The sequence below is a fragment of the Candidatus Pelagibacter sp. Uisw_099_02 genome, from assembly GCF_047727625.1.
In the GTDB taxonomy this organism is placed as follows: domain Bacteria; phylum Pseudomonadota; class Alphaproteobacteria; order Pelagibacterales; family Pelagibacteraceae; genus Pelagibacter.
In genome coordinates, this window is the sequence record NZ_CP159822.1 from 538436 (window position 1) to 560445 (window position 22010).

Annotated in this window: 18 protein-coding genes, 2 tRNA genes and 2 pseudogenes; 17 read left to right on the plus strand and 5 right to left on the minus strand. The window is 28.5% G+C overall.

The window, feature by feature from the left end; translation table 11 throughout:
• The first annotated feature begins 12 nt into the window (after positions 1-12).
• A complete protein-coding gene (secD, locus tag ABXT47_RS02890) occupies positions 13-1566 on the plus strand; it encodes a protein translocase subunit SecD (RefSeq protein WP_415309240.1) in 1554 nt (517 codons plus the stop codon).
• Positions 1567-2454 (plus strand): protein translocase subunit SecF, encoded by an 888-nt coding sequence (secF, locus tag ABXT47_RS02895; protein WP_415309241.1) that lies wholly within the window; start codon positions 1567-1569, stop codon positions 2452-2454.
• 2 nt (positions 2455-2456) lie between these two features.
• On the opposite strand, the gene ABXT47_RS02900 is transcribed toward secF, so the two are convergent.
• Positions 2457-3050, minus strand: coding sequence for a urate hydroxylase PuuD (locus ABXT47_RS02900; RefSeq protein WP_415309242.1), 594 nt, complete (start codon positions 3048-3050; stop codon positions 2457-2459).
• A 27-nt stretch (positions 3051-3077) separates the two neighbouring features.
• Complete coding sequence (gene uvrA / locus ABXT47_RS02905; protein WP_415309243.1) at positions 3078-5957, minus strand: excinuclease ABC subunit UvrA; 2880 nt, start codon at positions 5955-5957, stop codon at positions 3078-3080.
• An 88-nt stretch (positions 5958-6045) separates the two neighbouring features.
• Here uvrA and ssb point away from each other — a divergent pair, with 88 nt between their 5' ends.
• The 8 genes and pseudogenes from ssb to ABXT47_RS02945 all read left to right on the plus strand — a co-directional run.
• Positions 6046-6507, plus strand: coding sequence for a single-stranded DNA-binding protein (gene ssb, locus ABXT47_RS02910; RefSeq protein ID WP_415309244.1), 462 nt, complete (start codon positions 6046-6048; stop codon positions 6505-6507).
• A gap of 5 nt (positions 6508-6512) precedes the next feature.
• Complete coding sequence (gene gyrA, locus ABXT47_RS02915; RefSeq protein ID WP_415309245.1) at positions 6513-9083, plus strand: DNA gyrase subunit A; 2571 nt, start codon at positions 6513-6515, stop codon at positions 9081-9083.
• The gene (gene coaD, locus ABXT47_RS02920; protein WP_415309246.1) at positions 9083-9577 is read left to right on the plus strand and encodes a pantetheine-phosphate adenylyltransferase; all 495 of its coding nucleotides are present in this window, start codon (positions 9083-9085) and stop codon (positions 9575-9577) included. The genes gyrA and coaD overlap by 1 nt, the downstream gene beginning before the upstream one ends.
• Entirely contained in the window at positions 9570-10124 is a 555-nt protein-coding gene (locus ABXT47_RS02925) for a peptidylprolyl isomerase (protein ID WP_415309247.1), read from the plus strand. Before coaD ends, ABXT47_RS02925 begins: the two co-directional genes overlap by 8 nt.
• Positions 10125-10138: 14 nt before the next feature.
• A pseudogene (tgt, locus tag ABXT47_RS02930) lies at positions 10139-11250 on the plus strand (tRNA guanosine(34) transglycosylase Tgt).
• A 199-nt stretch (positions 11251-11449) separates the two neighbouring features.
• Positions 11450-11525, plus strand: a tRNA-Lys gene (locus ABXT47_RS02935).
• 100 nt (positions 11526-11625) lie between these two features.
• Positions 11626-12801, plus strand: coding sequence for a hypothetical protein (locus ABXT47_RS02940; protein ID WP_415309248.1), 1176 nt, complete (start codon positions 11626-11628; stop codon positions 12799-12801).
• Between the two features lie 422 nt (positions 12802-13223).
• Positions 13224-13523: pseudogene (locus ABXT47_RS02945) on the plus strand (PQQ-dependent sugar dehydrogenase); the annotation flags it as partial.
• A gap of 37 nt (positions 13524-13560) precedes the next feature.
• On the opposite strand, the gene ABXT47_RS02950 reads toward ABXT47_RS02945, so the two are convergent.
• On the minus strand, positions 13561-14388 hold the full coding sequence (locus ABXT47_RS02950; RefSeq protein ID WP_415309249.1) for a M48 family metallopeptidase: 828 nt from the start codon (positions 14386-14388) through the stop codon (positions 13561-13563).
• Between the two features lie 91 nt (positions 14389-14479).
• On the opposite strand from ABXT47_RS02950, the gene ABXT47_RS02955 reads away from it, so the two are divergent.
• The gene (locus tag ABXT47_RS02955; protein ID WP_415309250.1) at positions 14480-15124 is read left to right on the plus strand and encodes a DUF502 domain-containing protein; all 645 of its coding nucleotides are present in this window, start codon (positions 14480-14482) and stop codon (positions 15122-15124) included.
• Here ABXT47_RS02955 and ABXT47_RS02960 read toward each other — a convergent pair.
• Entirely contained in the window at positions 15121-17172 is a 2052-nt protein-coding gene (locus tag ABXT47_RS02960) for an ATP-dependent DNA helicase RecG (protein ID WP_415309251.1), read from the minus strand. The genes ABXT47_RS02955 and ABXT47_RS02960 overlap by 4 nt on opposite strands.
• Before the next feature lie 25 nt (positions 17173-17197).
• Between ABXT47_RS02960 and ABXT47_RS02965 the strand changes: the two genes are divergently transcribed.
• Positions 17198-17464, plus strand: coding sequence for a succinate dehydrogenase assembly factor 2 (locus ABXT47_RS02965; protein WP_415309252.1), 267 nt, complete (start codon positions 17198-17200; stop codon positions 17462-17464).
• Here ABXT47_RS02965 and ABXT47_RS02970 read toward each other — a convergent pair.
• A tRNA-Ser gene (locus ABXT47_RS02970) sits at positions 17465-17554 on the minus strand.
• A gap of 91 nt (positions 17555-17645) precedes the next feature.
• On the opposite strand from ABXT47_RS02970, the gene rarD reads away from it, so the two are divergent.
• From rarD to tmk, 5 genes are read left to right on the plus strand one after another with little or no spacing between them, the layout of a single operon-like run.
• Positions 17646-18527: an EamA family transporter RarD gene (rarD, locus tag ABXT47_RS02975; protein ID WP_415309253.1), complete on the plus strand. Its 882-nt coding sequence runs from the start codon at positions 17646-17648 to the stop codon at positions 18525-18527.
• A complete protein-coding gene (locus ABXT47_RS02980; protein WP_415309254.1) occupies positions 18514-19512 on the plus strand; it encodes a lytic murein transglycosylase in 999 nt (332 codons plus the stop codon). The genes rarD and ABXT47_RS02980 overlap by 14 nt, the downstream gene beginning before the upstream one ends.
• Positions 19502-20260, plus strand: coding sequence for a hypothetical protein (locus ABXT47_RS02985; RefSeq protein ID WP_415309255.1), 759 nt, complete (start codon positions 19502-19504; stop codon positions 20258-20260). The genes ABXT47_RS02980 and ABXT47_RS02985 overlap by 11 nt, the downstream gene beginning before the upstream one ends.
• The gene (locus ABXT47_RS02990) at positions 20253-21404 is read left to right on the plus strand and encodes a D-alanyl-D-alanine carboxypeptidase family protein (RefSeq protein ID WP_415309256.1); all 1152 of its coding nucleotides are present in this window, start codon (positions 20253-20255) and stop codon (positions 21402-21404) included. The genes ABXT47_RS02985 and ABXT47_RS02990 overlap by 8 nt, the downstream gene beginning before the upstream one ends.
• Positions 21397-22008, plus strand: coding sequence for a dTMP kinase (tmk, locus tag ABXT47_RS02995; protein WP_415309257.1), 612 nt, complete (start codon positions 21397-21399; stop codon positions 22006-22008). Before ABXT47_RS02990 ends, tmk begins: the two co-directional genes overlap by 8 nt.
• Positions 22009-22010 lie beyond the last annotated feature (2 nt).

Consider the following 22010-nt stretch of genomic DNA (forward strand, 5'->3'; position numbering starts at 1 on the left):
CATTTAACTAAAGTGTTATACTTTTCTAAATTAAGAATTACCTTAGTTTCTTTAGTATCAATCTTTTTTATTTTTATTGCTGCATCAAATTTTCAGAACTCTGAAGATAGCCTTATTTCAAAAAAGATAAACTTAGGTTTGGATCTACAAGGTGGTTCATATCTTTTACTTGAAATTGATAATGGACCTGTTGAAATTCAAAAATTACAAAATACAACCACTGTTATTAGAAATTTTTTAAAAGATAAGAAAATAACTTTTAATGACCTGAGAATAGAAAATAAAAAAATAATATTTAATGTTTCCAATGATAATATCAAGTTAGTTGAAACTCTTTTTCTTGATAAAGAAAGTGATATTAATCCTTACTATAACCAATATAAATCTCATCAGTTTGATTTAGAAATACAAAATAATGAATTCTCTTTAACTCTTTCAAAGTATGGACTTATTGAAATCAAAACTTCTTCACAAGATCAAGCTTTAGAAATAGTTAGAAGAAGAGTTGATGAGGTTGGTACTAATGAACCCAATATATTAAAAAGAGGTAATAATAGAATTTTAGTTGAACTTCCAGGTCTTGATGATCCTATGCGTATAAAGTCACTTTTAGGAAAAACTGCAAATTTAACATTTAGATTTGTCACTCAAAACAATAATGACACTTTTGGAACTGAAATGCTTCAGTTTGAAGATGGAACTAGCGAAGCAATGGTCAGTAAAAGAATAATCTTAAATGGTGAGAATTTACTGGATGCTCAACCACAAATGAATAATCAAACAAACGAAACTGTAGTATCATTTACTCTTGATAGAGTGGGGGCTAAAAGATTTGGTAAAGCAACTAGTACAGGTGTTGGTAAGCAATTAGCAATTGTTCTAGATGGTAAAATTGTTAGTGCTCCGGTAATTAGGGACACTATAGCAAGTGGAAATGGCCAGATTAGTGGAAATTTTACATTCCAATCTGCGACTGACTTAGCTTTACTCCTAAGATCAGGAGCATTACCAGCACCACTTAACATAATTGAAGAAAGAACAGTAGGACCTGACCTTGGTCAAGACTCAATTAATGCAGGGGTTATCGCTCTTATGATTGGTTTTTTATTAGTTATAATTTTTATGTTTTTTAAATACAAAATATTTGGTCTAATTGCCAACATAACACTACTAATTAACTTATTCTTTTTAGTTGGTATTTTAACTTTATTTGAAGCAACATTAACACTTCCAGGTATTGCAGGTATTATTTTAACAGTTGGTATGGCAGTTGATGCCAATGTATTGATTTTTGAAAGAATTAAAGAAGAATGTAAGAAAGAAAAAAATAATATAATAGCTTTTGATACAGGTTATGTAAAATCAAAAACTGCAATTATAGATGCAAATATAACCACATTAATTGCAGCTGTAATCTTATTCTTTATGGGCTCCGGACCTGTTAAGGGCTTCTCTGTGACTTTAGCTGTAGGAATTTTTACTACATTGTTTTCAGTTTATTTTATTGCAAGAATGCTTACTGGTCTTTACGTGGTAAGAAATAAAGAAAAAACTAAACTAATATAAATGATTAATTTTAATAAATTTTATAAACTATTTAATCTCATCTCTTTAAGTTTAGTTGTGGTATCTGTTATATTGTTATTTTTTAAAGGACTCAATTTTGGTGTAGATTTTAAAGGTGGGACTTTAATAGAACTAAGGTCTAATGATAAAAATATTAATGTCACTTCTTTAAGGCAATCATTTAATAAAATGAATTTAGGAGATTTTAATGTTAAAAAATTTGGTAATGAAAATGATTTTTTAATTAAGATAGAGAAAAAAGACACAAGTGCAAATGCTATTGAAGCTATTAAAAAAGATTTAACCTCTTCTTTGGATGGATCTTTTAATTTCAGAAGAGTTGAAAATGTAGGCCCTAAAGTTAGCTCTGAATTATTAAAGTCTGGTATTATTGCAATCGCACTATCTCTAGCCGCAATGTTATTTTACATATGGATAAGATTTGAATGGCAATTTAGCTTAGGTGCAATTTTAGCCCTATTTCATGATGTCATTATAACACTAGGTCTTTTCTCACTATTTAGTCTAGAAATAAATCTATCAATAGTTGCCGCCGTTTTAACTATAGTTGGTTATTCAATGAACGATACTGTTGTTATTTATGACAGAGTTAGGGAAAATTTAAGAAAGTTTTCTGATATCAAGATTTATGAACTTACAAATATCTCAATCAATGAAACTCTTTCTAGAACTATAATTACATCAGCAACAACATTGCTTGCTTTAGTTTCAATTTATTTATTTGGTGGGGAAATATTAAAAGGTTTTTCTTTAGCCATGATAATGGGTGTTGTATTTGGAACTTATTCTTCAATCTATATAGCTAATCCGATACTAGTAAAACTTAGAGTTTCACAAAAAACAATCCTAAAAGAAGATACAGAGTAAATTTAATAAAGGTTTTGAGCTGCTACCATTGAAAGTAACATTGGTAACGATAAAAGAGTATTTGTTCTTGAAAACAACATTGCTGTTCTTGCTGATTTTGCCTTAACATCAGGTTCACATTCAACAATACCTAATGCTCTTTTTTGATTTGGCCAAATTATAAACCAAACATTAAATGCCATATATAAACCAAGCCACATACCAATACCGATAGCTGTATTTTTTCCACCACCACCTAAAGTCATAGCATCGTGTAAATAACCATTTAAATAAGCTAAAATTAATCCTGATATTATAGTAAGTAAAGCAGCCCATCTAAAATAAAACAATGCGGCTGGAGCTATAACTTTGCCTATAGCAGGTTTTTGTTCATCAGGGATTTTCGGCATGTTTGGAATTTGTACAAAGTTAAAATACCAAAGAAGCCCAATCCACATAATAGCAACTGTTACATGGATCAATCTTGTTAACCAACTCCAAAAAATTGTATCAAAATCGAAACCACCATTACCATAAAATAACCCTAGAAAAAAGATTATAGCTAAAGCTAATGATGCATGAATTGTTTTTGGTAGAGATGATAGTAAATTTCCCATAATAAGAATCCTTTATACACTAATTGTTTAAATCTTTAACTTCTTTTTAAATTTTTCTTCGAGCATAGGTTTTAAGAATTCGCCAGTATAACTACCTTTTATTTTGATAATATCCTCAGGTTTACCCTCTGCGATAATATTACCACCTTTGACACCACCTTCAGGTCCCATATCGACAATATAGTCTGCTGTTTTAATTACATCCAGATTATGTTCAATAACAACAACTGTATTTCCTAGAGCTACAAATGTGTGCAATATTTCTAATAGTTTTTTAATATCGTGCTGATGAAGACCTGTAGTAGGCTCATCTAATATGTACATAGTTCTTCCTGTAGATCTTTTTGATAATTCCTTAGCTAATTTAATACGTTGAGCCTCACCACCAGAAAGTGTTGTTGCCTGCTGTCCAATTTTTATATAACCAAGCCCAACTTTTTTTAATGTTAATAGCTTAGTTTTTATATTTGAAATGTTTTCAAAATATTCACATCCCTCATCAACAGACATATCCAAAACATCGGCAATACTTTTATCTTTGAATTTTATCTCAAGAGTTTCTCTATTGTACCTGGTTCCCTTGCATTCATCACACTGGATATAAACATCAGGTAAGAAGTGCATCTCGTATGTAATTACACCATCACCTTCACAAGCTTCACATCTTCCACCTTTAACGTTAAATGAAAATCTTCCAGGTTTGTATCCTCTTGTTTTTGATTCTGGTAATGCTGTAAACCAATCTCTAATGGGGCCAAAAGCTCCTGTATAAGTTGCTGGGTTTGACCTAGGTGTTCTTCCTATAGGAGACTGATCTATATCAATTATTTTATCTATAAGCTCAACACCTTTATAACTCTTAAATTCTTTAGGGACTTTTCTAGCTTTGTTATTCAAAGTTAAATTTAACGCATGATATAATGTTTGTAATATTAGTGTTGATTTACCGCTACCTGAAACACCAGTTACGCAAGTAAAACTTCCTGTTGGAATTCTAAGATTAACGTTGTTCAAGTTATTTCCACTAGCACCATTAATTTCAACAAATCTTCCATTTTTTGCAAGCCTTCTGGTTCTTGGAATTTCTATATACTTTTTATGAGATAAGTATTGACCAGTAATACTGTTTTTATTTTTTAGTATTTCATCATAAGTACCTTGTGCAATTATTTCACCACCATTAGTTCCGGCTTCTGGACCCATATCTATTATATGATCTGCATTTTCCATAGTTTCCGTATCATGCTCAACAACAATTACAGTGTTACCTAAATCTCTAAGTCTTTTTAATGCATTTATTAATTTAACATTATCTTTTTGATGTAATCCTATAGAGGGTTCATCAAGTACATACAGTACACCAGTTAATCCAGAACCTATTTGTGATGCGAGTCTTATTCTTTGAGCCTCACCCCCAGAAAGAGTACCTGACTCTCTTGATAATGTTAAATATTCAAGTCCAACATTTAAAAGAAACGTTAGTCTTTCATTAATTTCTTTTAAAATATGTTCTGCTATCTTAAATTGTCGTTTATCAAGATTTTGCTCTAAACCTTTGAACCATTTAGCTGCATCTAGAATAGATTTTTTAGTTACTTCGCTTATATTCTGATTATCAATTTTAACACATAAGGCTTCTTCTTTTAATCTATTACCGTTACATCCTTCACAATCAGAATCAGATTGGTATTCAGCTATCGCTTCTCTCTTCCATTCACTGTCAGATTCAAGAAATCTTCTTTCAAGATTATTTATTACACCTTCAAAAGTTTTTTTATGAGAATATTTTTCATAACCATCATCATAAACAAACTTAATTTCTTCTTCATCCGATCCAAACAATATTACATCTCTAAATTTTTTTGGAAGTTTTTTCCATCTCTCATCTAAAGAAATTCCATAATGTTTAGCAATAGAGGCTAAGGTTTGAGCGTAATATAATGTTGTTGATTTGGCCCATGGCTCTATAGCACCATCAGCTATACTTTTTTTCTCATCAGGAACTACTAAATTTGGATCTACATTCAATTTAATACCTATGCCCTCACATTCTGCACACGCTCCGTAAGGACTATTAAAAGAAAAAAGTCTTGGCTCAATCTCTTCAATTGTAAAACCACTTTCTGGACAAGCAAATTTTGTAGAATAAATTAATTTTTCAATTTTTCTAAATTTTTGTGGCAATGTTTCATCTTCGTACTCAACAAATACCAATCCATTTGATAAATTTACAGCTGTCTCAATACTTTCAGCAAGTCTATTACCAAGATTTGAATTCAAGACAATTCTATCAACTAAAACAGATATGTCATGCTTGAGCTTTTTATCTAAATTAGGTGCATTATCAATTTCATATATGACTTCATCAATTTTAATTTTTCTAAAACCTCTTCTTTTATAACTTAAAATATCTTTTCTATACTCACCTTTACGACCTCTAACCACAGGAGCAAAAATATAAATTGTAGATTTTTTAGGTAATTTTTTTATTAAATCAACGATTTGGGTTATTGTTTGCGATGTAATTGGCTTTCCTGTGAATGGTGAGTAGGGAACACCAGCCCTTGCATACAACACTCTCATATAGTCATAAATTTCAGTAACTGTTGCAACAGTTGATCTTGGATTTTTAGATGTATTTTTTTGCTCTATGGCTATAGCTGGACTTAATCCCTCGATAAGATCAACATTTGGTTTTTTCATTTTATCCAAAAATTGACGAGCATAAGCTGATAAACTTTCAACGTATCTTCTTTGTCCTTCGGCATAGACAGTGTCAAATGCTAATGAGGATTTTCCTGAACCAGAAAGACCAGTAATTACAACAAACTGATCTTTAGGTATTTCTACTGAAACATTCTTTAAGTTATGCTCTTTTGCACCCTTAATAACTATCTTTTTAATCATAATTTTAGTTGCTTTAAATTAATAAAATTAATATTGAGTTTATATTGTGATATAAAATTAATTAAATTAATAAAGAATTATAAATATTATGGCTGGAAGTTTAAATAAAGTATTATTAATTGGGCGTTTAGGCGCAGACCCAGAAATCAAACAAATGTCAAATGGCAAAAGTCTTGCTACCTTAAGTTTAGCTACTAGCCAATCATGGAAAGACAAGACAACAGGTGAAAAAAAAGAAAAGACAGAGTGGCACCGTATAGTTGTATTCAATGATGGGTTGGTAAATGTTGTTCAGCAATATTTAAAAAAAGGTGCACAGATTTATGTTGAAGGACAAATAACAACTAGAAAATGGAAAGACGAAAAATCTGGTCAAGACAAGTATTCAACAGAAATTGTAATTCAAGGATATAACTCTTCCCTAACAATGTTGGGTGGTGGAAACACTGGCGGTGGTGGTATTCAAAATGACAATTCGCAAGCTGTTGCTAGCAATCCTGATGATAGCCCCCAAGCCCCTAATGATATGGATGATGAAATTCCATTTTAGTTTCTATGAAAGATACAGAAATTCCTAAAGACAAAAATATAAAACTCATTTCAATGCACGATGAGATGAGCTCATCCTACTTATCTTATGCTATGAGTGTAATTGTTAGTAGAGCACTTCCAGATGTTAGAGATGGTTTAAAGCCTGTGCACAGAAGAATACTATTTGCCATGTATAAAGGTGGTTATGATTGGTCAAAACAGTTTAGAAAATCTGCAAGGATTGTAGGTGATGTTATTGGTAAATATCACCCTCATGGTGACCAGTCGGTTTATGATGCTCTCGTTAGAATGGTTCAGGATTTTTCAATGAGCTTACCTTTAGTTCAAGGGCAAGGTAATTTTGGGTCAATAGATGGTGATCCGGCTGCAGCAATGAGGTACACAGAAACAAGATTAGCTAAAGTTTCACAATACTTAATTGATGACATAGAAAAAAATACTGTTGATTATAAAAGTAACTATGATGAAACAGAAAAAGAACCAACTGTTTTACCTGCTCAATATCCTAATTTATTAGTAAATGGAGCCGGTGGTATCGCTGTTGGAATGGCAACAAGTATTCCCCCTCATAACCTTGGTGAAATAATAAATGGAACTTTAGCCTTAATTGAAAATAAAGATCTCAAAATTAAAGAATTAATGAAACACATACCCGGTCCCGATTTTCCAACCGGTGGAGTTATTATTGGAAAAGAGATTATTAAAGCTGGTTATAATGTTGGTAGAGGATCTTTTAAAATTAGAGGTGAGATTAGTGTTGAAGCACAAAAAAATGGCAGAGAAAGACTTGTCATTACTTCAGTGCCTTACCAAGTTAATAAATCAGTTTTAAACGAGAGAATAGCTCAATTAGTAAGAGAGAAAAAAATTGAAGGCATTAGAGATATAAGAGACGAGTCAAACAGAGAAGGTATACGTGTTGCAATTGACTTAAGAAATGGCGTTGAGCCAGAAACAATTAAAAGACAACTTTATAAAAATACGTCCATAGAAAGCTCATTTGGTTTTAATACGCTTGCCATTGTTGATGGAAAGCCAAAGATTTGTAATTTAAAAGATTTTTTAACTAATTTTTTAAAATTCCGTGAAGAAGTAGTTATTAAAAAAACTAAATTTGATTTAAAAAAAGCAGAAGATAGAGCTCACATATTAATTGGTCTTTCTGTATCAGTAGAGAATCTAGATAAGATTATAAAGATTATAAGATCATCAAAAACTCCTGATGATGCTAAAAAATCTTTATTAACTATTAAATGGAAAATTAATAAATCTTTAAAGTTAATTTCTCTAGTTGAAGACAAAAAAAGTAAAAATTTATATTCATTTTCTGATACACAAGTTGTAGCAATTTTAGAACTTAGACTTCAAAAATTAACTGCCTTAGGGATAAATGAAATTGAAGTAGAGATTAAAAAATTAGCAGATTTAATCAAATCTTTTAAAAAAATTCTTAATTCAAAAAAAGAACTATTAAAAGTTATAAGCGAAGAGCTTATGTCTATTAAAGAAAAATTTGCTGTGCCAAGAAGAACTAAGATTATTGACGCTATATTAAACTACGATATCGAAGAAACAATCCAAAAAGAATCAGTAATCATTACTGTAACTCTTCAGGGTTATATAAAAAGAGGCGCTCTAAGTAATGTTAAGCAACAAAAAAGAGGTGGAAAAGGAAAGTCAGGTATCACTACAAGAGATGCTGATTCTGTTATTCAAACTTTATCTGTCAATACTCATACAGCTGTTTTATTCTTTTCAACAGAGGGGCTAGTTTATAAGATTAAAGCATGGAAAATTCCTGAAGGATCAACTACTTCAAAAGGTAAATCATTATTTAATATTTTACCTTTGAAAAGTCACCAATCGATTAGCTCTATAATGCCATTTCCTGAAGATGAAAGTGATTTGAAAAATCTACAAATAGTTTTTGCTACAGCAAAAGGGAAAGTAAGAAAAAATAGTCTTGAAGATTTTTCATCCATTAATGCAGCTGGAAAAATTGCAATGAAACTTGATTCTAGTGATAAAATTGTTGGTGTTGAAATATGCAAAGATGATCAAGATATAATGCTAAGTACAAAAAATGGAAAATGTATTAGATTTGAATCAAAAAAACTTAGAATATTTAAAGGAAGATCTTCAAAAGGAATTAAGGGAATCGAATTAGCTCCTAGTGATGAAATAGTTTCTCTCTCAATTGTAAATCAAAATAAAGGAAAAAAAGATAATAAAGATAAAAATGATGACTCAACAAAACAAGAAAGATTTGTTTTATCAATTACAGAAAATGGTTTTGGAAAGAAAACTTCTCATTTAGATTACAGGGTAACTAATAGAGGTGGTAAGGGTATCATTGGTATAATCAATTCTCCTAGAAATGGCAATATTTGTTCTTCTTTTCCAGTTTTTGAACTAGATGAAATAATGATATCAACAAACAAGGGTAGAGTTATTAGAGTTGCAGTTAAAGAAATAAGAACTGCTGGAAGAAATACTCAAGGTGTAAGAATTATTAAACTATCTGGTGATGAAAAAGTTGTTTCAGCAATAAAAATTGATGATAACTTGGCTTAATGAAAAAAGTCGCCATATATCCTGGCACGTTTGATCCAATAACGTTTGGTCATATTGATGTTATCAAGAAAGCTTTAAAGTTATTTGACAAAGTTGTAGTTGCGGCATCGGATGGAACAAATAAAAATTATCTTTTCAACTCATCTGAGCGTATCGAATTAGTTAAAAAAGCACTTTTTGTTGATTTAAGATTTGATAAAAAAAAAATTGAAATTATTTCTTTTACTTCTTTAACAACAGATTTGTGCAAAAAATATAAGTCAAATATTATTTTAAGAGGTTTAAGAGCTGTTTCTGACTTTGAATATGAATTTCAATTAGCAGGAATGAATAGAAAATTAAATAACAATATAGAAACAATTTTTTTGATGTCCGATGTCGAGAATCAAATAATTTCGTCCAAATTTGTAAAGGAAATTGTACGATTAAAGGGAGATATCAAAAAATTTACTACAAAAAGTACAATAATGTCTTTAAAAGAAAAATATGAATAAATTTTTAACAAAATTCTTAATTTTATTTTTTATACTAACCAACAACTTAATAGCAAAGGAAAATATAATGATTTTAAAACTTAAAGATGGAGATGTTAAAATTGAGCTTTTTGAAGACATAGCCCCAAATCACGTTAAGAGAATTAGGCAACTTGCTGATGAAGGGAAATATGATGGTGTGGTTTTTCACCGTGTGATTGATGGTTTTATGGCCCAAACTGGTGATGTCAAATTTGGTAACTCATCAAGCAAAGAGTTTAATTTAAAGAGAGCTGGAATGGGTGGCTCTGAATTGCCAGATCTTAAAGAAGAGTTTAGTGATCTACCTCACGAAAGAGGAACACTATCTATGGCAAGATCTCAAGATCCAAATAGTGCTAATAGTCAATTTTTTATTTGTTTTAAAGAAGCATCATTTTTAGATAGACAATATACTGTGTTTGGTAAAGTTATTGAAGGTATGGAGCTAGTTGATAAAATTAAAAGAGGTGATGAAAATAATAACGGTTCAGTTTCTGATCCAGATAAGATTATCAGTTTTAAATAATTTCCATAATATAGATGGCATTAAAAAAATTCAAATTTAATGTTATTGAAAATGATAAATTTGCAAGAGCTGGGTTAATTGAAACTCATAGAGGAAATATTCAAACACCAGCTTTTATGCCTGTTGGAACTCAAGCCACAGTTAAAGCCTGTTTAATTGATGATGTTATCAAAACAGGTTCTGAAATAATTTTATCAAATACATATCATTTAATGATTAGACCTGGTGTTGATAGAATAATATCTGCAGGAGGCCTTCATAAATTTATGAATTGTAAGCTTCCTATTCTGACTGACTCAGGTGGCTTTCAAGTCATGTCTCTTTCAAAACTTAATAAAGTGGATAGAAACAAAGGTGCAATTTTTAATTCTCATGTAGATGGTAAAAAATTTGTATTAAGTCCTGAAGAAAGCATAAGGATTCAAAAAGGTTTAAATTCAGACATTGTGATGATAATGGATGAATGTCCTAAAAAACTACTGACCATAATATTATTAACAAATCTATGGAATTATCTATACATTGGGCTGAAAGATCTAAAGTAGCTTTTGGATTAAATCCTCATAAAGCACTTTTTGGAATAGTTCAGGGAGGTTTATTTAAAGACTTAAGAATCAAATCTCTTAATTCACTTACAAAAATTGGCTTTGATGGTTATGCTATTGGTGGTTTAGCTGTTGGAGAGACTCAAAATGAAATGTTTAATGTATTAGATGATATTAAAGAAGAAATGCCCAAAGACAAACCAAGATATCTTATGGGCGTTGGAACTCCTGCCGATATTTTAGGAGCTGTAAAGAGAGGAGTGGATATGTTTGATTGTGTAATGCCTACTAGATCTGGCAGAACGGGGCTAGCCTTCACTTGGAATGGTAGAATAAATATAAAAAATAACAAATTTAAAAATGATAATGATCCATTAGATAAACATTGTGCAAATTTAAGTTTGAATAAGTACTCCAAAAACTATTTAAACCATCTTTTTAATACGAATGAAATTTTAGGCTCAACACTCTTAACACTTCATAACATCAATTTTTATCAAGAATTAATGTCTGCTATTAGAGATAGTATTAAAAAAGGAATATTTGATAACTTTCATGATGAATACATTGATAAGTTGTAATTTAAATATTTGCAATTACTCAAGTTATGGAATAAATAATTGTTTTTTGGTAATAAAATTTATTTAGTATAGATATTTTTTTATTGTTTAAATTTTTAAGTGTAAAGAAATTTAAAAATTTTAAAGAAGACTTAACCAATAGTTTTTTTTTAAAATTTAATAAAAAAAACATCAATCTTAACTTATTTAATTTTTATGTGGGCCCTTAGCTCAGTTGGTAGAGCAATTCCCTTTTAAGGAATGGGTCGATGGTTCGAGTCCATCAGGGCTCACCAGAAAACTTCCATTTAATGACTAAAATAATCCATTTTTTTTACTCTTAAGTATTTTTCAAAAAAGGTGTACGGTGAGTGTACGATTTAGAAATTAGCTATAATGAAAAAATTATTCAATATACTTATTATTTTGTTTATTTTCTCAAGTAGTGTTAATGCAAATGCTGACGCCGTTTTTCCATCAGGACCTGATAGAGGAGCATGTGTATCAACATTTAATAATATCAAATACAAATTTTCTTTAAAAAAGAAAAAATCAAAATGCTTTTATTGGATAAGCCATAATGAGTATTCAGATGTTTATAATAACATAGCAATGGCACTTTATAATAATAAACCAAAAAATAAAGATACTGCGTTATATTTGTTAAAAGGTACCTATTTAGAAGTTTTAATTAAAGAAAATACTTTTGAAACATTATTTCAATTAAATAATTCATCCAAAACAAAATTAAAAAAAACAATTGAAGCTGCAAAAAAAAAAGTAGTTGAGAATAGGAAAAAAGAACTTTTAATAGCTCAAAAAAAAGCCGAAGAAGAGAAAAAGAAAAAAATGGAGCAAGAAAAATTAGCTGCTGAGCAAAAACTTGAAGAAGAAAAGAGAAAATTAGAGGAAGAACGTCTAGCTGCTGAGCAAAAACTTGAAGAAGATAAGAGAAAATTTGAGGAAGAACGGTTGGCTGCTGAGCAAAAACTTGAAGAGGAAAAGAAAAAGCTTGAGGAAGAAAAATTAGCATTACAGAAAGAAATTGAAGAATTAAAGATTAAGAAAGCCGAGAATTTGGAAAAAAACAAAAAAACACCTGAGCAAATTTTAAAAGAAGAAAAAGAAAGATTAAAACAAGAAAAATTGGCTACAAAGCAAATAGCTAAAGAAGAAAAAGAAAGAAAAAAACAGGAATTATTAGCAAGAAAAAAAGAAATTAAAGAGAGAGAAAAAAAAATAAAAGAAGAGAAAATAGCAAAATTAAAGATCAAGGATGAAAAAAGCTTAAACATTGAAAAACATAAACTCTGCATGAAAATGATAGAAGCTTCTTTTTATCAAGATTGGGATAATAAAATTTTTAAAAATAAGATTATTAAAAAAGGTTTAGAAGCAGAACCTGAATTTAAAGAAAATTTAAAAGGGGTAAGAATGATGTTAGTTATGGGTTCTACTAATCCTAAAAAACGAAAAGGCGTATATCATTGGGATGACTTTGCTGGTATGGGTATGCTTTTATTATGTCCACCTGATAGGTTTAATTTAGAGCTTACAGACATTAATTATTAGTAAATTAAATTATTAAGGAAACTATTCACCAAGTAATTCCTCTGTACGGAACTACACATCAAAAAAACTTACACTTTTTAAAAACACTCTAATTTTTCGCACACCTGTTGTGTAATTCCCTTTAACGGTTGTGTAAGTCCTGCTTCGTTGTGTAAATTCCTTTTCGTACACTTTTATTAAAAATTACAAAACTAGAGTGTACGAAGAGTGTACGGTTTTATAATTTTGATTTTACGTATCTCTTAACTTTTAATCACCTCATACGAACGTTAAATGAAGGTTTTTTCTTTTAAAATGTAAATTATATTGTTGTGTAACTTTCTTTTAAGGAATGGGTCGATGGTTCGAGTCCATCAGGGCTCACCAAAAAATAATTTTAATAATTTTTAAATAAAAAATTTCATTATAAAAAAGACCATTTTAAATATGGTTATAAAGAGCCAATTTTTTCCTTTTTACCGAGTATAGGAATATCTGAAGTTATAAGACTTTCTAATAAATTTTCAATTTTATGGCAAGACAATTTTTTAATATCATCTTTAAATAAAAAAACTTTGTACCGTGTTAAATTTGATGAAAATTATAATAAAATTATTTATCTAGAAGAAATTTTTATAGGAGACCGTATAAGAGATATATTATATTTTGAAAAACAAAACACTATTTTATTATCACTTGAATTGAGTGGAGACATTTTAGTTCTTAAAAATAAAATAAAATAAAATATAATTATTTATTATATTTGAAATGATAACTTTTTTAGCCAAGTGTTATTGGTGGGTAATCTAAAATTATCGTATTTTCCCATTCAGTTAAGTTTTTAATTCTTGTGTCAGATGATGGATGAGTGCTCATAAATTGAGGTGGCTCTTTGCCTTTGTTTGCTTCTTTCATTCTCTCCCATAATTTTTTTGTTTCACGTATATCAAAACCTGACAATGATGCAAAAATCATCCCTAAATAGTCTGCCTCACTCTCCTGTGTTCTGGAAAAGGGATTCATGATTCCTATTTGAGAAAGTAGCCCTACAGTATTCATTCCAGTAGCTTGATTTATTTGCCCAAGCTTTCCTCCAGAAAAAATATCAATTAACGAAGTACTAGTTTGTAAAAGCACACCTCTACTTGCTCTTTCGATGGAGTGTTTAGCAACAGCATGTGCAATTTCATGACCCATTACTGACGCTAAGCCATTTGTATTTTTAGTAACTTCTAAAATTCCAGTGTAGATAGCTATTTTCCCTCCCGGCATACACCAGGCATTTTTAACTTTCTTGTTTTCTATTAATATATATTCCCAGTCAAAATTAGTAGTTGGGTCATCAATACCAGTTTTATTAAAATATTCAGAAATTGACACCTCCATTCTTTTTCCAATATCTTTAATTTGATTAAGTGACTCAATATCCTCACTCATCTTTTCTTTTTTTTTAACTTTTTCATAGATTTGTGCAGCTTGAGCATTTAATTTAGACTTTGGTATAATCTTTAATTGTCTTCTATCTGTAATAGGTGCTGTAGAGCATCCATTAATCACAACACCACAACAACCACATCCAATATAATTTAAAAATTTTCTTCTATTCATTTTAATAAATTTTTGATATTTATATGATTACAAATTTATATGAATTTAAACAATAAAATTTTATTAATTCTTTTTATTATAGCAATTTCATTTGTTATCTACTCCAGTTACCAATAGATTATATGTCAAAAAAAAAAAAAAATCATTTCCATTAAGATTGAGAAACTATTTCTTTACTGGAGTTATAGTTCTTATACCCATAGGGTTTACACTTTACTTAAGCAAATTCTTAATTAATTTTTCAACTAGATTAGTTCCTTCAGGATTAAATCCAAACACATACCTACCTTATGCTATTCCAGGTATAGAAATTATTTTAACACTTATTTTCATTACAATCATTGGTGGTCTTTCATTATCTTTTATAGGTAAAAAATTTTTAGAAATAATTGATGATTTATTTAAAAGAATACCCATACTTAGGACTATCTATTCAGCAATTGGTCAGATGACTGATTCTTTTAGAAATCAAAATAGTAATAAAAAAAGTGTAGTATTGGTTGAGTATCCGAGAAAGGGTTCTTGGGCAGTAGGATTTGCTACAAAAGAAAACACAGGTGAAATCAAATCTAAAACAAATCAAGTTCTTATAAATGTTTTTGTTCCAACAACACCAAACCCTACGAGTGGTTTTTTATTAATGATTCCTAAAGATGATTTGATATATTTAGATATGAGTTTTGAGGAAGCGTCTAAATTTATAGTTTCCGCAGGTACTTCAACACCAAGAAGTTAAACCATGTCATTAATTATATCTGCTTGATCATACAATTTTAGTAATGCATTATATTTATTAATATTTGTATTTTCTAATTCAATCTTTTTAATTTCTTTTTCAGCCATTAAAAAAAGGTCTTCATTTTGAATAGGGTCTGCCAATCTATAATTTTTAACACCACTTTGTTTAAAACCAAGCAAATCTCCAAAACCCCTTAACTTCATATCTTCTTCAGATATTTCAAATCCATCATTTGAATTCTTTAAAATATTAATTCTTTTTTTAGCATTAACACTTAAGTTAGATTTAAATACCAGTATACAGCTAGCTTGTTTATTACCCCGGCCAACCCTTCCTCTTAATTGATGAAGTTGAGATAGTCCAAATTTATTAGCGTTCTCTATTATGATTACATTTGCATTAGGAAAGTCGATACCCACCTCTATAATCGTTGTAGAAACTAAAATTGAATATTCTTTATTTAAGAATTTATTTAATATTATTTCTTTTTCTTCATTGTTAATTTTACCATGTAACAGAGCAACTTTATTTGGGAAAATTTTATTCAAATAATCATATTTAGTAACAGATGATTGATGGTCTAACTTTTTAGATTCTTCAATTAATGGACAAACCCAAAATACCTGGTTTCCTTCTTTTATTTCTTTTTTTACAAAATTAATAATGTCATCTATTTTACTTTCTAATTTACTGTAAGTTTTGACTTCTTTTCTATGGCTTGGTTTTTCTTTAATAATAGAAATATCCATATCCCCATATACAGACATAGTTAAAGTTCTAGGTATCGGTGTGGCTGACATTAAAAGAATGTCACAATTGTCACCACCCTTATCTGATAATAATTTTCTTTGTCTTACACCAAATTTGTGCTGTTCATCAATAATAATATAGCCAAGATTTGCAAAAATTATTTTCTTTTGGAATATTGCATGAGTACCAAAAACCATATTAACTTTATTATCATTTAGTTCTTTAACAATTCTTTTTTTTTCAGCATTCTCACTTTTACTTGAAAGCAATTCAATGCAAATATCTTTAGGAAACAATTTCTTTGCTAATACGTAGTGTTGTCTAGCTAATATTTCTGTTGGGGCCATCAATGCTACTTGAAACCCTGAATTAATAACACTTAAGGAGCTAATTAAAGCAACAATAGTTTTTCCACTTCCTACATCTCCCTGCAAAAGTCTAAACATTTTACTTTTAGAGCTTAGATCTTTATTAATATCATTTAATGATTTATTTTGATCATTCGTAAGATTAAAATTTAACTTGTCAATGATATTATTATGAGCCTTCTTAGTAAATTTTTTTGAATCTTTTTTAATTTTTTTAATTTTTTTTCTAATTTCAGAATTAACTAAAAATGATGCTAGTATCTCATCATACGCAAGTCTTTTATAGAAGCTTGATTTATAATTTTCAATATTTGTAGGATCATGTAATTTAACTATAGAGTCGTTCCAGCTTTCATTGTTAAAAAATTTTAATACATCCTCATCATGCCATTCCGTTAATACTGGTAAATTTTTTAAAATTTGATTAATAATATTATTATAAGTTTTTTCAGTAATACCTTCTGTTAAAGAATATTTATTATCTATAGTTTCTACTAATGAACTATCTTGTGAAATATAAGTTGGATTTGTAATTTGATATCGTCCTTTATAGTTGCCAATCTTTCCACTAATTGTTATCTCTTTATTTAATGGTAAAATCTTTCTTATATACCCCTCATGACTATTAAAAAAAATGCAATCGATTTTTCCTGTTTGGTCGTGACAATTAACTTTATTAGGTAAATTTCTAACTCTTGGAAACTGATATTTTACTGGAACAATTCGGATAGTTTGTGTCACGCCTATTTGAAGATCACAAATTTTACTCACTAACGTTCTATCAGTATATGATTTTGGTAATCTCCATAGTAGATCAAAAATATTATTGACCTTTTTCTTCTTTAAAATTTCCATGGTTTTTTTACCTACACCATTTAATTTTGTAAGGTCAGCTAATAAATAATCATAATTATTTATATTTTTCATGTTAAATAGAATATATAAAAAATTTATGATCATTAATATAAAGGAATTAAAAAATAAAATAATTTATCGCGCTAACTATAGAGGCACAAAGGAAATGGATAAATTATTAGGCTCATTTACCAAAATATACATCAATCAATTAGATGATAATGAACTACTTCTTCTATGCAATTTGTTAGATCATGATGATGAAAACCTCTATAAATTAAACCAAGGTCTGGAAATGTCAATCAAGATTGAAAAAAATAAAGTTACTGAACTATTTAAAGTATACGAATATGAAAATAAATAATGGCGGAGAGACTGAGATTCGAACTCAGGAAAGAGTTGCCCCTTTGCCGGTTTTCAAGACCGGTGCATTCAACCGCTCTGCCATCTCTCCGTAGCAAGGTTTTATTATTATAAAATTTTAATTCAACAATTAAATTGAAAAATTAATCATATAATGAATTAATACCTTAAATATTAATATAATGAAAAATCAAAACTTCAATAAAGGTATAACTTTAACAGCTTTGGGATCTTTTTGGTGGGGCGTAATAGGAGTTATCTATTTTAAATACATATCATTTGTTGGGCCTATTGAGGTCGTTATACATCGGTGTGTATGGACATCTGTTGTATTAATTATATCTACTTTCTATTTTTCCAAATGGAATATTTTTTTTGAGATCATTTCTAATAAAAAAAAACTAATTTGGTTATTTTTTTCTGGCTTTTTAATATTTATTAATTGGGCTACCTGGATATATGCGGTAGGGACCGAAAGGATTATTGATGCAAGTTTTGGATATTTCATAATGCCTATTTTAAGTGTTTTCTTGGGTTATATTTTTTATGGAGAAAAAATTAATAAAAAAAGAGGACTTTCAATTGTATTGGTCTTAATTTCAATATTATTTCTTCTGTTCTTAAATTTTGATGGAATCCCTTGGGTTGGAATAATTGTTGCACTTAGCTGGGGTTTTTATAATTTATTAAGAAAAAAAATTAATGTTGATACTGATGTTGGTTTATTAGTCGAAAGTCTTTTCATTTTTCCTTTTGCTTTGATTTCTTTTTTTTTAATTTTTCAAAATAATCTAAATGATTTCAGTTTATCCAACCCACCCTTAATGTTAATACTTATGTTAGCAGGCCCAATGACTGTTATACCTCTTTTTATGTATGTAAGAGGTGTTGAGTTGTGTGGTCTTGGTCCTACTGGAATGATATTCTATATAACTCCAACTTTTCAATTTTTACTTGGTTTTTTTTATTATAATGAACCTTTTTCATTTGAAAAGTCATTAAGTTTCATTTTAATATGGATTGCTGTAGTTATTTATTTAAAAGATTTATATGAAAAAAATTAATTTTTTTATAACATTATTCCTACTTCTTTCTATTGAAGCACCAAGAGCAATTGATAAATCATTTGATGAATGGCTTAAGAATTTTAAAACTTATGCATTAGAAAATAATATTTCTGAAACAACATTTGATATAGCAATGTCTGATGTAGTTTTTTTACCTAAAGTTATAAAATATGATCGTTTTCAACCAGAATTTTATGAAGATACAAAAACCTATATATCAAAAAGATCATCTAACCTTAAAGTTAAACAGGGAACTAAACTGTATAAATCAAATGAAATTTTTATTAACGTAATTGACAAAAAATTTTCAGTTGAAAAGAGTTTACTGCTAGCCTTAATGGGAATTGAAACAAATTTTGGAACATATGTAGGTAAAATGGATATCTTATCATCATTAGCTACACTAAGTTTTGATGAAAGAAGGTCAGAATTTTTTACAAAAGAGCTCATTACCTTACTTCAACTAGTTGAGACTAAAAAAATTGACCATAATATTTTATATGGATCGTGGGCGGGTGCATTTGGTAATTTTCAATTTATGCCTTCTACTATTGAACGTTATGCAATTGATTATGATAAAAATAAAATAATTGAACTTAAATCTACAAAAGACTCTTTTGCATCAGCTGCTAATTATATTAACAAAATTGGTTGGAAGAAAAATCAACCATGTTTTATTAGGGTTAAATTAACTAAAAATGTTCCAAAAGATTTATTAAATACATCTGCCAAAAAACTACATAGTAAAAATAAATTTGGAAACTTAAAAAATTTTATTAAAAATAAAAATGATTTTACAATAAATGATGATTTAATCGGATCCATCATTACGCCAGACAAAGATATAATTCCTAACTCTGAAAATTTAGAACCTGCTTATATAGTTTTTGAAAATTATGAAAAGATACTTCAGTGGAATAGATCTTTAAGGTTTGGTTTAGCTGTATGTACACTAAAGGATAAGTTTGAAAATGTTTTATAAAAATTTACTAATTTTTACTTTTTTTTTGCTTATAACTAATTGCACAACAGGAAATTTAGTTACAAATAAACCTACTATTACTATTATTAATGGTTACACAAACAAAGGCTTTGCTTTAATTTATAACAAAAATCTCTATCAAAAAAAAATTATAAATAGAAAAATCGAGGAACGAAGCTTAATTATATTTCAAAAAAATTTAAAAAATAATACACAAGTCAAAATTACTAATATTCTGAATAATAAATCATTAATAGCTACAGTAGGAAGGAAAACTAATTACCCTTCATTTAATAATGCCGTATTGTCTACACGGATAGCGGATGAGTTAGATCTAGATATAAACCAGCCCTATGTTGAGATTATAGAAATACTTGAAAATTCAATTTTTATTGCCAAAAAAGCAAAGACTTATGAGGAAGAAAAAAATGTTGCCGTTAAAGCGCCAGTGAATAATATTAGTATTAATGATTTGAATGTTGATAAAAATAATAATGAAAAAAAAACAAATATAGATTTTTCCTATTCTATAAAAATTGCAGATTTTTTCTTTCATAATACTGCACTAGTGATGTTGAATAGAATCAGGATTGAGAGTCCAATTAAAAATCCTAAAATAAAAAAAATTACTGATACTAAATATAGAGTTTACTTAGGTCCTTTTGACAACATTATCTCTCTACAAAAATCATTTAATGATATAAGCATACTTGAGTTTGAAAACATCGAAATTATAAAAAATGATTAAAATAAAATTTTTAACACTTATAATAACACTTCTTTTAACATTTAGCTCCAATGCTGCGTTTGATATAAAAGCAAGAACTGCAATATTGCAAGATTATCTTTCAGGAGAAATATTATATGAGAAGGATCCTGATAAATCGATATACCCTGCCTCTATGACAAAAATTATGACCGCTATAATTGCGTTTGATTTGATAAAAAGTGGTGATCTAAATTTAGATGAAAAATTTTTGGTTTCTGAAAATGCTTGGAGATTATCTTCAGCTGGTTATTCTTCTATGTTTATAATGGTTGGTGACGAAGTGAGTGTCGAAAATTTACTCAAAGGAATAATAGTTGCCTCTGGTAACGATGCATGTGTTGCTTTAGCTGAAGGTATAGCAGGCACAGAAGAAGAATTTGCTATTATGATGACCGCAAAAGCAAAAGAAATAGGCATGGAAAATACAAATTTTGCTAATTCATCGGGAATAAATAATACTGAAAATATTTCTACAGTTAAAGATATTATGATTATGTCTAATTATCTTATTAAAGAATTTCCTGTGGAGTATAAATTTTTTTCTGAAAAAGAATTTACTTGGGATAGAACTGGTGGCGATCCCATTACTCAAGGTAATAGAAATCCACTTTTATACAAAAACTTTGGTGTTGATGGTATTAAAACAGGCTATTTAGCAGTTGAAAAATACTCGTTAGCCTCTTCTGTTTATAGGAATGGAAGAAGACTAATAGCTGTTGCAAGTGGTTTTGACTCAAAAAAAGATAGATCGAAAGAAAGTGCTAAACTTTTAACGTGGGGTTTAACTAATTTTGATTTAATTGAAATTGCAAAAACAAATGTTCCAATAGATGAAGTGGAAGTTTGGTTAGGTAAAAAAAAAACAATTGGAGTATATGTAAAAACTGATATTTATAAAACAATTCCAAAAGCACGTAAAAAATATATGAAAGTTTCAATTACTTATAATGGTCCAATTCCTGCACCTATTAAAAAAGACGAAATTTTAGGTGTGTTAAAAGTTTCTTATAAAGATAAACTCATAGAAAAATATGACTTATACGCCATTGATAATGTTAAAAAATTAAATGTTTTTTCTAGATTAATGAAATCAATTAATTTTTTGATTTGGGGTGATGTCTAGAAAATTAATTATAGTCTTTGAAGGTATAGAAGGGACTGGAAAATCCCATCATATAAATAAAGTAGCAAAATATCTAAGATCAAAGAAGAAAGATTTTATTCAAATAAGAGAGCCAGGTGGAAGTAAAAACTCAGAGAAAATAAGAAAACTTATTTTAGATAATAAATCCTCTTTTAATAATTACACAGACTTATTGTTATACTTATCTGCAAGAAGTGAAAATATAGAGATAATAAAAACAAATATTGGAAAAAAAATCATATTAATTGATAGATTTACCGACTCAACTATAGCTTATCAACATTATGGAATGGGAGTAAATCTCAAATTTATTAAAAATATTAATAATTTCTTGTTAAAAAATATAAATATTGATTTTACTTTTTTAAATACTGTTAATAAAAAAAATATGAAAGATAGGTTGATGAATAGAAAAATATTAAACAGATATGATAAATTTGATTATATTTTCTATAGTAAAGTACAAAATGGGTTTTTAAAAATTTTAAAAAAAAATCCAAAAAAATATATGCAGATAGATTCTAACTTAAATATTAAATATAATGAAAAAATTATATTAAATAAAATTGATGATTTGATTTAAAT

Excerpts from the sequence above, each read along its gene's own strand:
- secF (WP_415309241.1), top strand. The coding sequence starts at position 1,567 with ATGATTAATTTTAATAAATTTTATAAACTATTTAATCTCATCTCTTTA.
- ABXT47_RS02900 (WP_415309242.1), bottom strand. The coding sequence starts at position 3,050 with ATGGGAAATTTACTATCATCTCTACCAAAAACAATTCATGCATCATTA.
- uvrA (WP_415309243.1), bottom strand. The coding sequence starts at position 5,957 with ATGATTAAAAAGATAGTTATTAAGGGTGCAAAAGAGCATAACTTAAAG.
- ssb (WP_415309244.1), top strand. The coding sequence starts at position 6,046 with ATGGCTGGAAGTTTAAATAAAGTATTATTAATTGGGCGTTTAGGCGCA.
- gyrA (WP_415309245.1), top strand. The coding sequence starts at position 6,513 with ATGAAAGATACAGAAATTCCTAAAGACAAAAATATAAAACTCATTTCA.
- coaD (WP_415309246.1), top strand. The coding sequence starts at position 9,083 with ATGAAAAAAGTCGCCATATATCCTGGCACGTTTGATCCAATAACGTTT.
- ABXT47_RS02925 (WP_415309247.1), top strand. The coding sequence starts at position 9,570 with ATGAATAAATTTTTAACAAAATTCTTAATTTTATTTTTTATACTAACC.
- ABXT47_RS02940 (WP_415309248.1), top strand. The coding sequence starts at position 11,626 with ATGAAAAAATTATTCAATATACTTATTATTTTGTTTATTTTCTCAAGT.
- ABXT47_RS02950 (WP_415309249.1), bottom strand. The coding sequence starts at position 14,388 with ATGAATAGAAGAAAATTTTTAAATTATATTGGATGTGGTTGTTGTGGT.
- ABXT47_RS02960 (WP_415309251.1), bottom strand. The coding sequence starts at position 17,172 with ATGAAAAATATAAATAATTATGATTATTTATTAGCTGACCTTACAAAA.
- ABXT47_RS02965 (WP_415309252.1), top strand. The coding sequence starts at position 17,198 with ATGATCATTAATATAAAGGAATTAAAAAATAAAATAATTTATCGCGCT.
- rarD (WP_415309253.1), top strand. The coding sequence starts at position 17,646 with ATGAAAAATCAAAACTTCAATAAAGGTATAACTTTAACAGCTTTGGGA.
- ABXT47_RS02980 (WP_415309254.1), top strand. The coding sequence starts at position 18,514 with ATGAAAAAAATTAATTTTTTTATAACATTATTCCTACTTCTTTCTATT.
- ABXT47_RS02985 (WP_415309255.1), top strand. The coding sequence starts at position 19,502 with ATGTTTTATAAAAATTTACTAATTTTTACTTTTTTTTTGCTTATAACT.
- ABXT47_RS02990 (WP_415309256.1), top strand. The coding sequence starts at position 20,253 with ATGATTAAAATAAAATTTTTAACACTTATAATAACACTTCTTTTAACA.
- tmk (WP_415309257.1), top strand. The coding sequence starts at position 21,397 with ATGTCTAGAAAATTAATTATAGTCTTTGAAGGTATAGAAGGGACTGGA.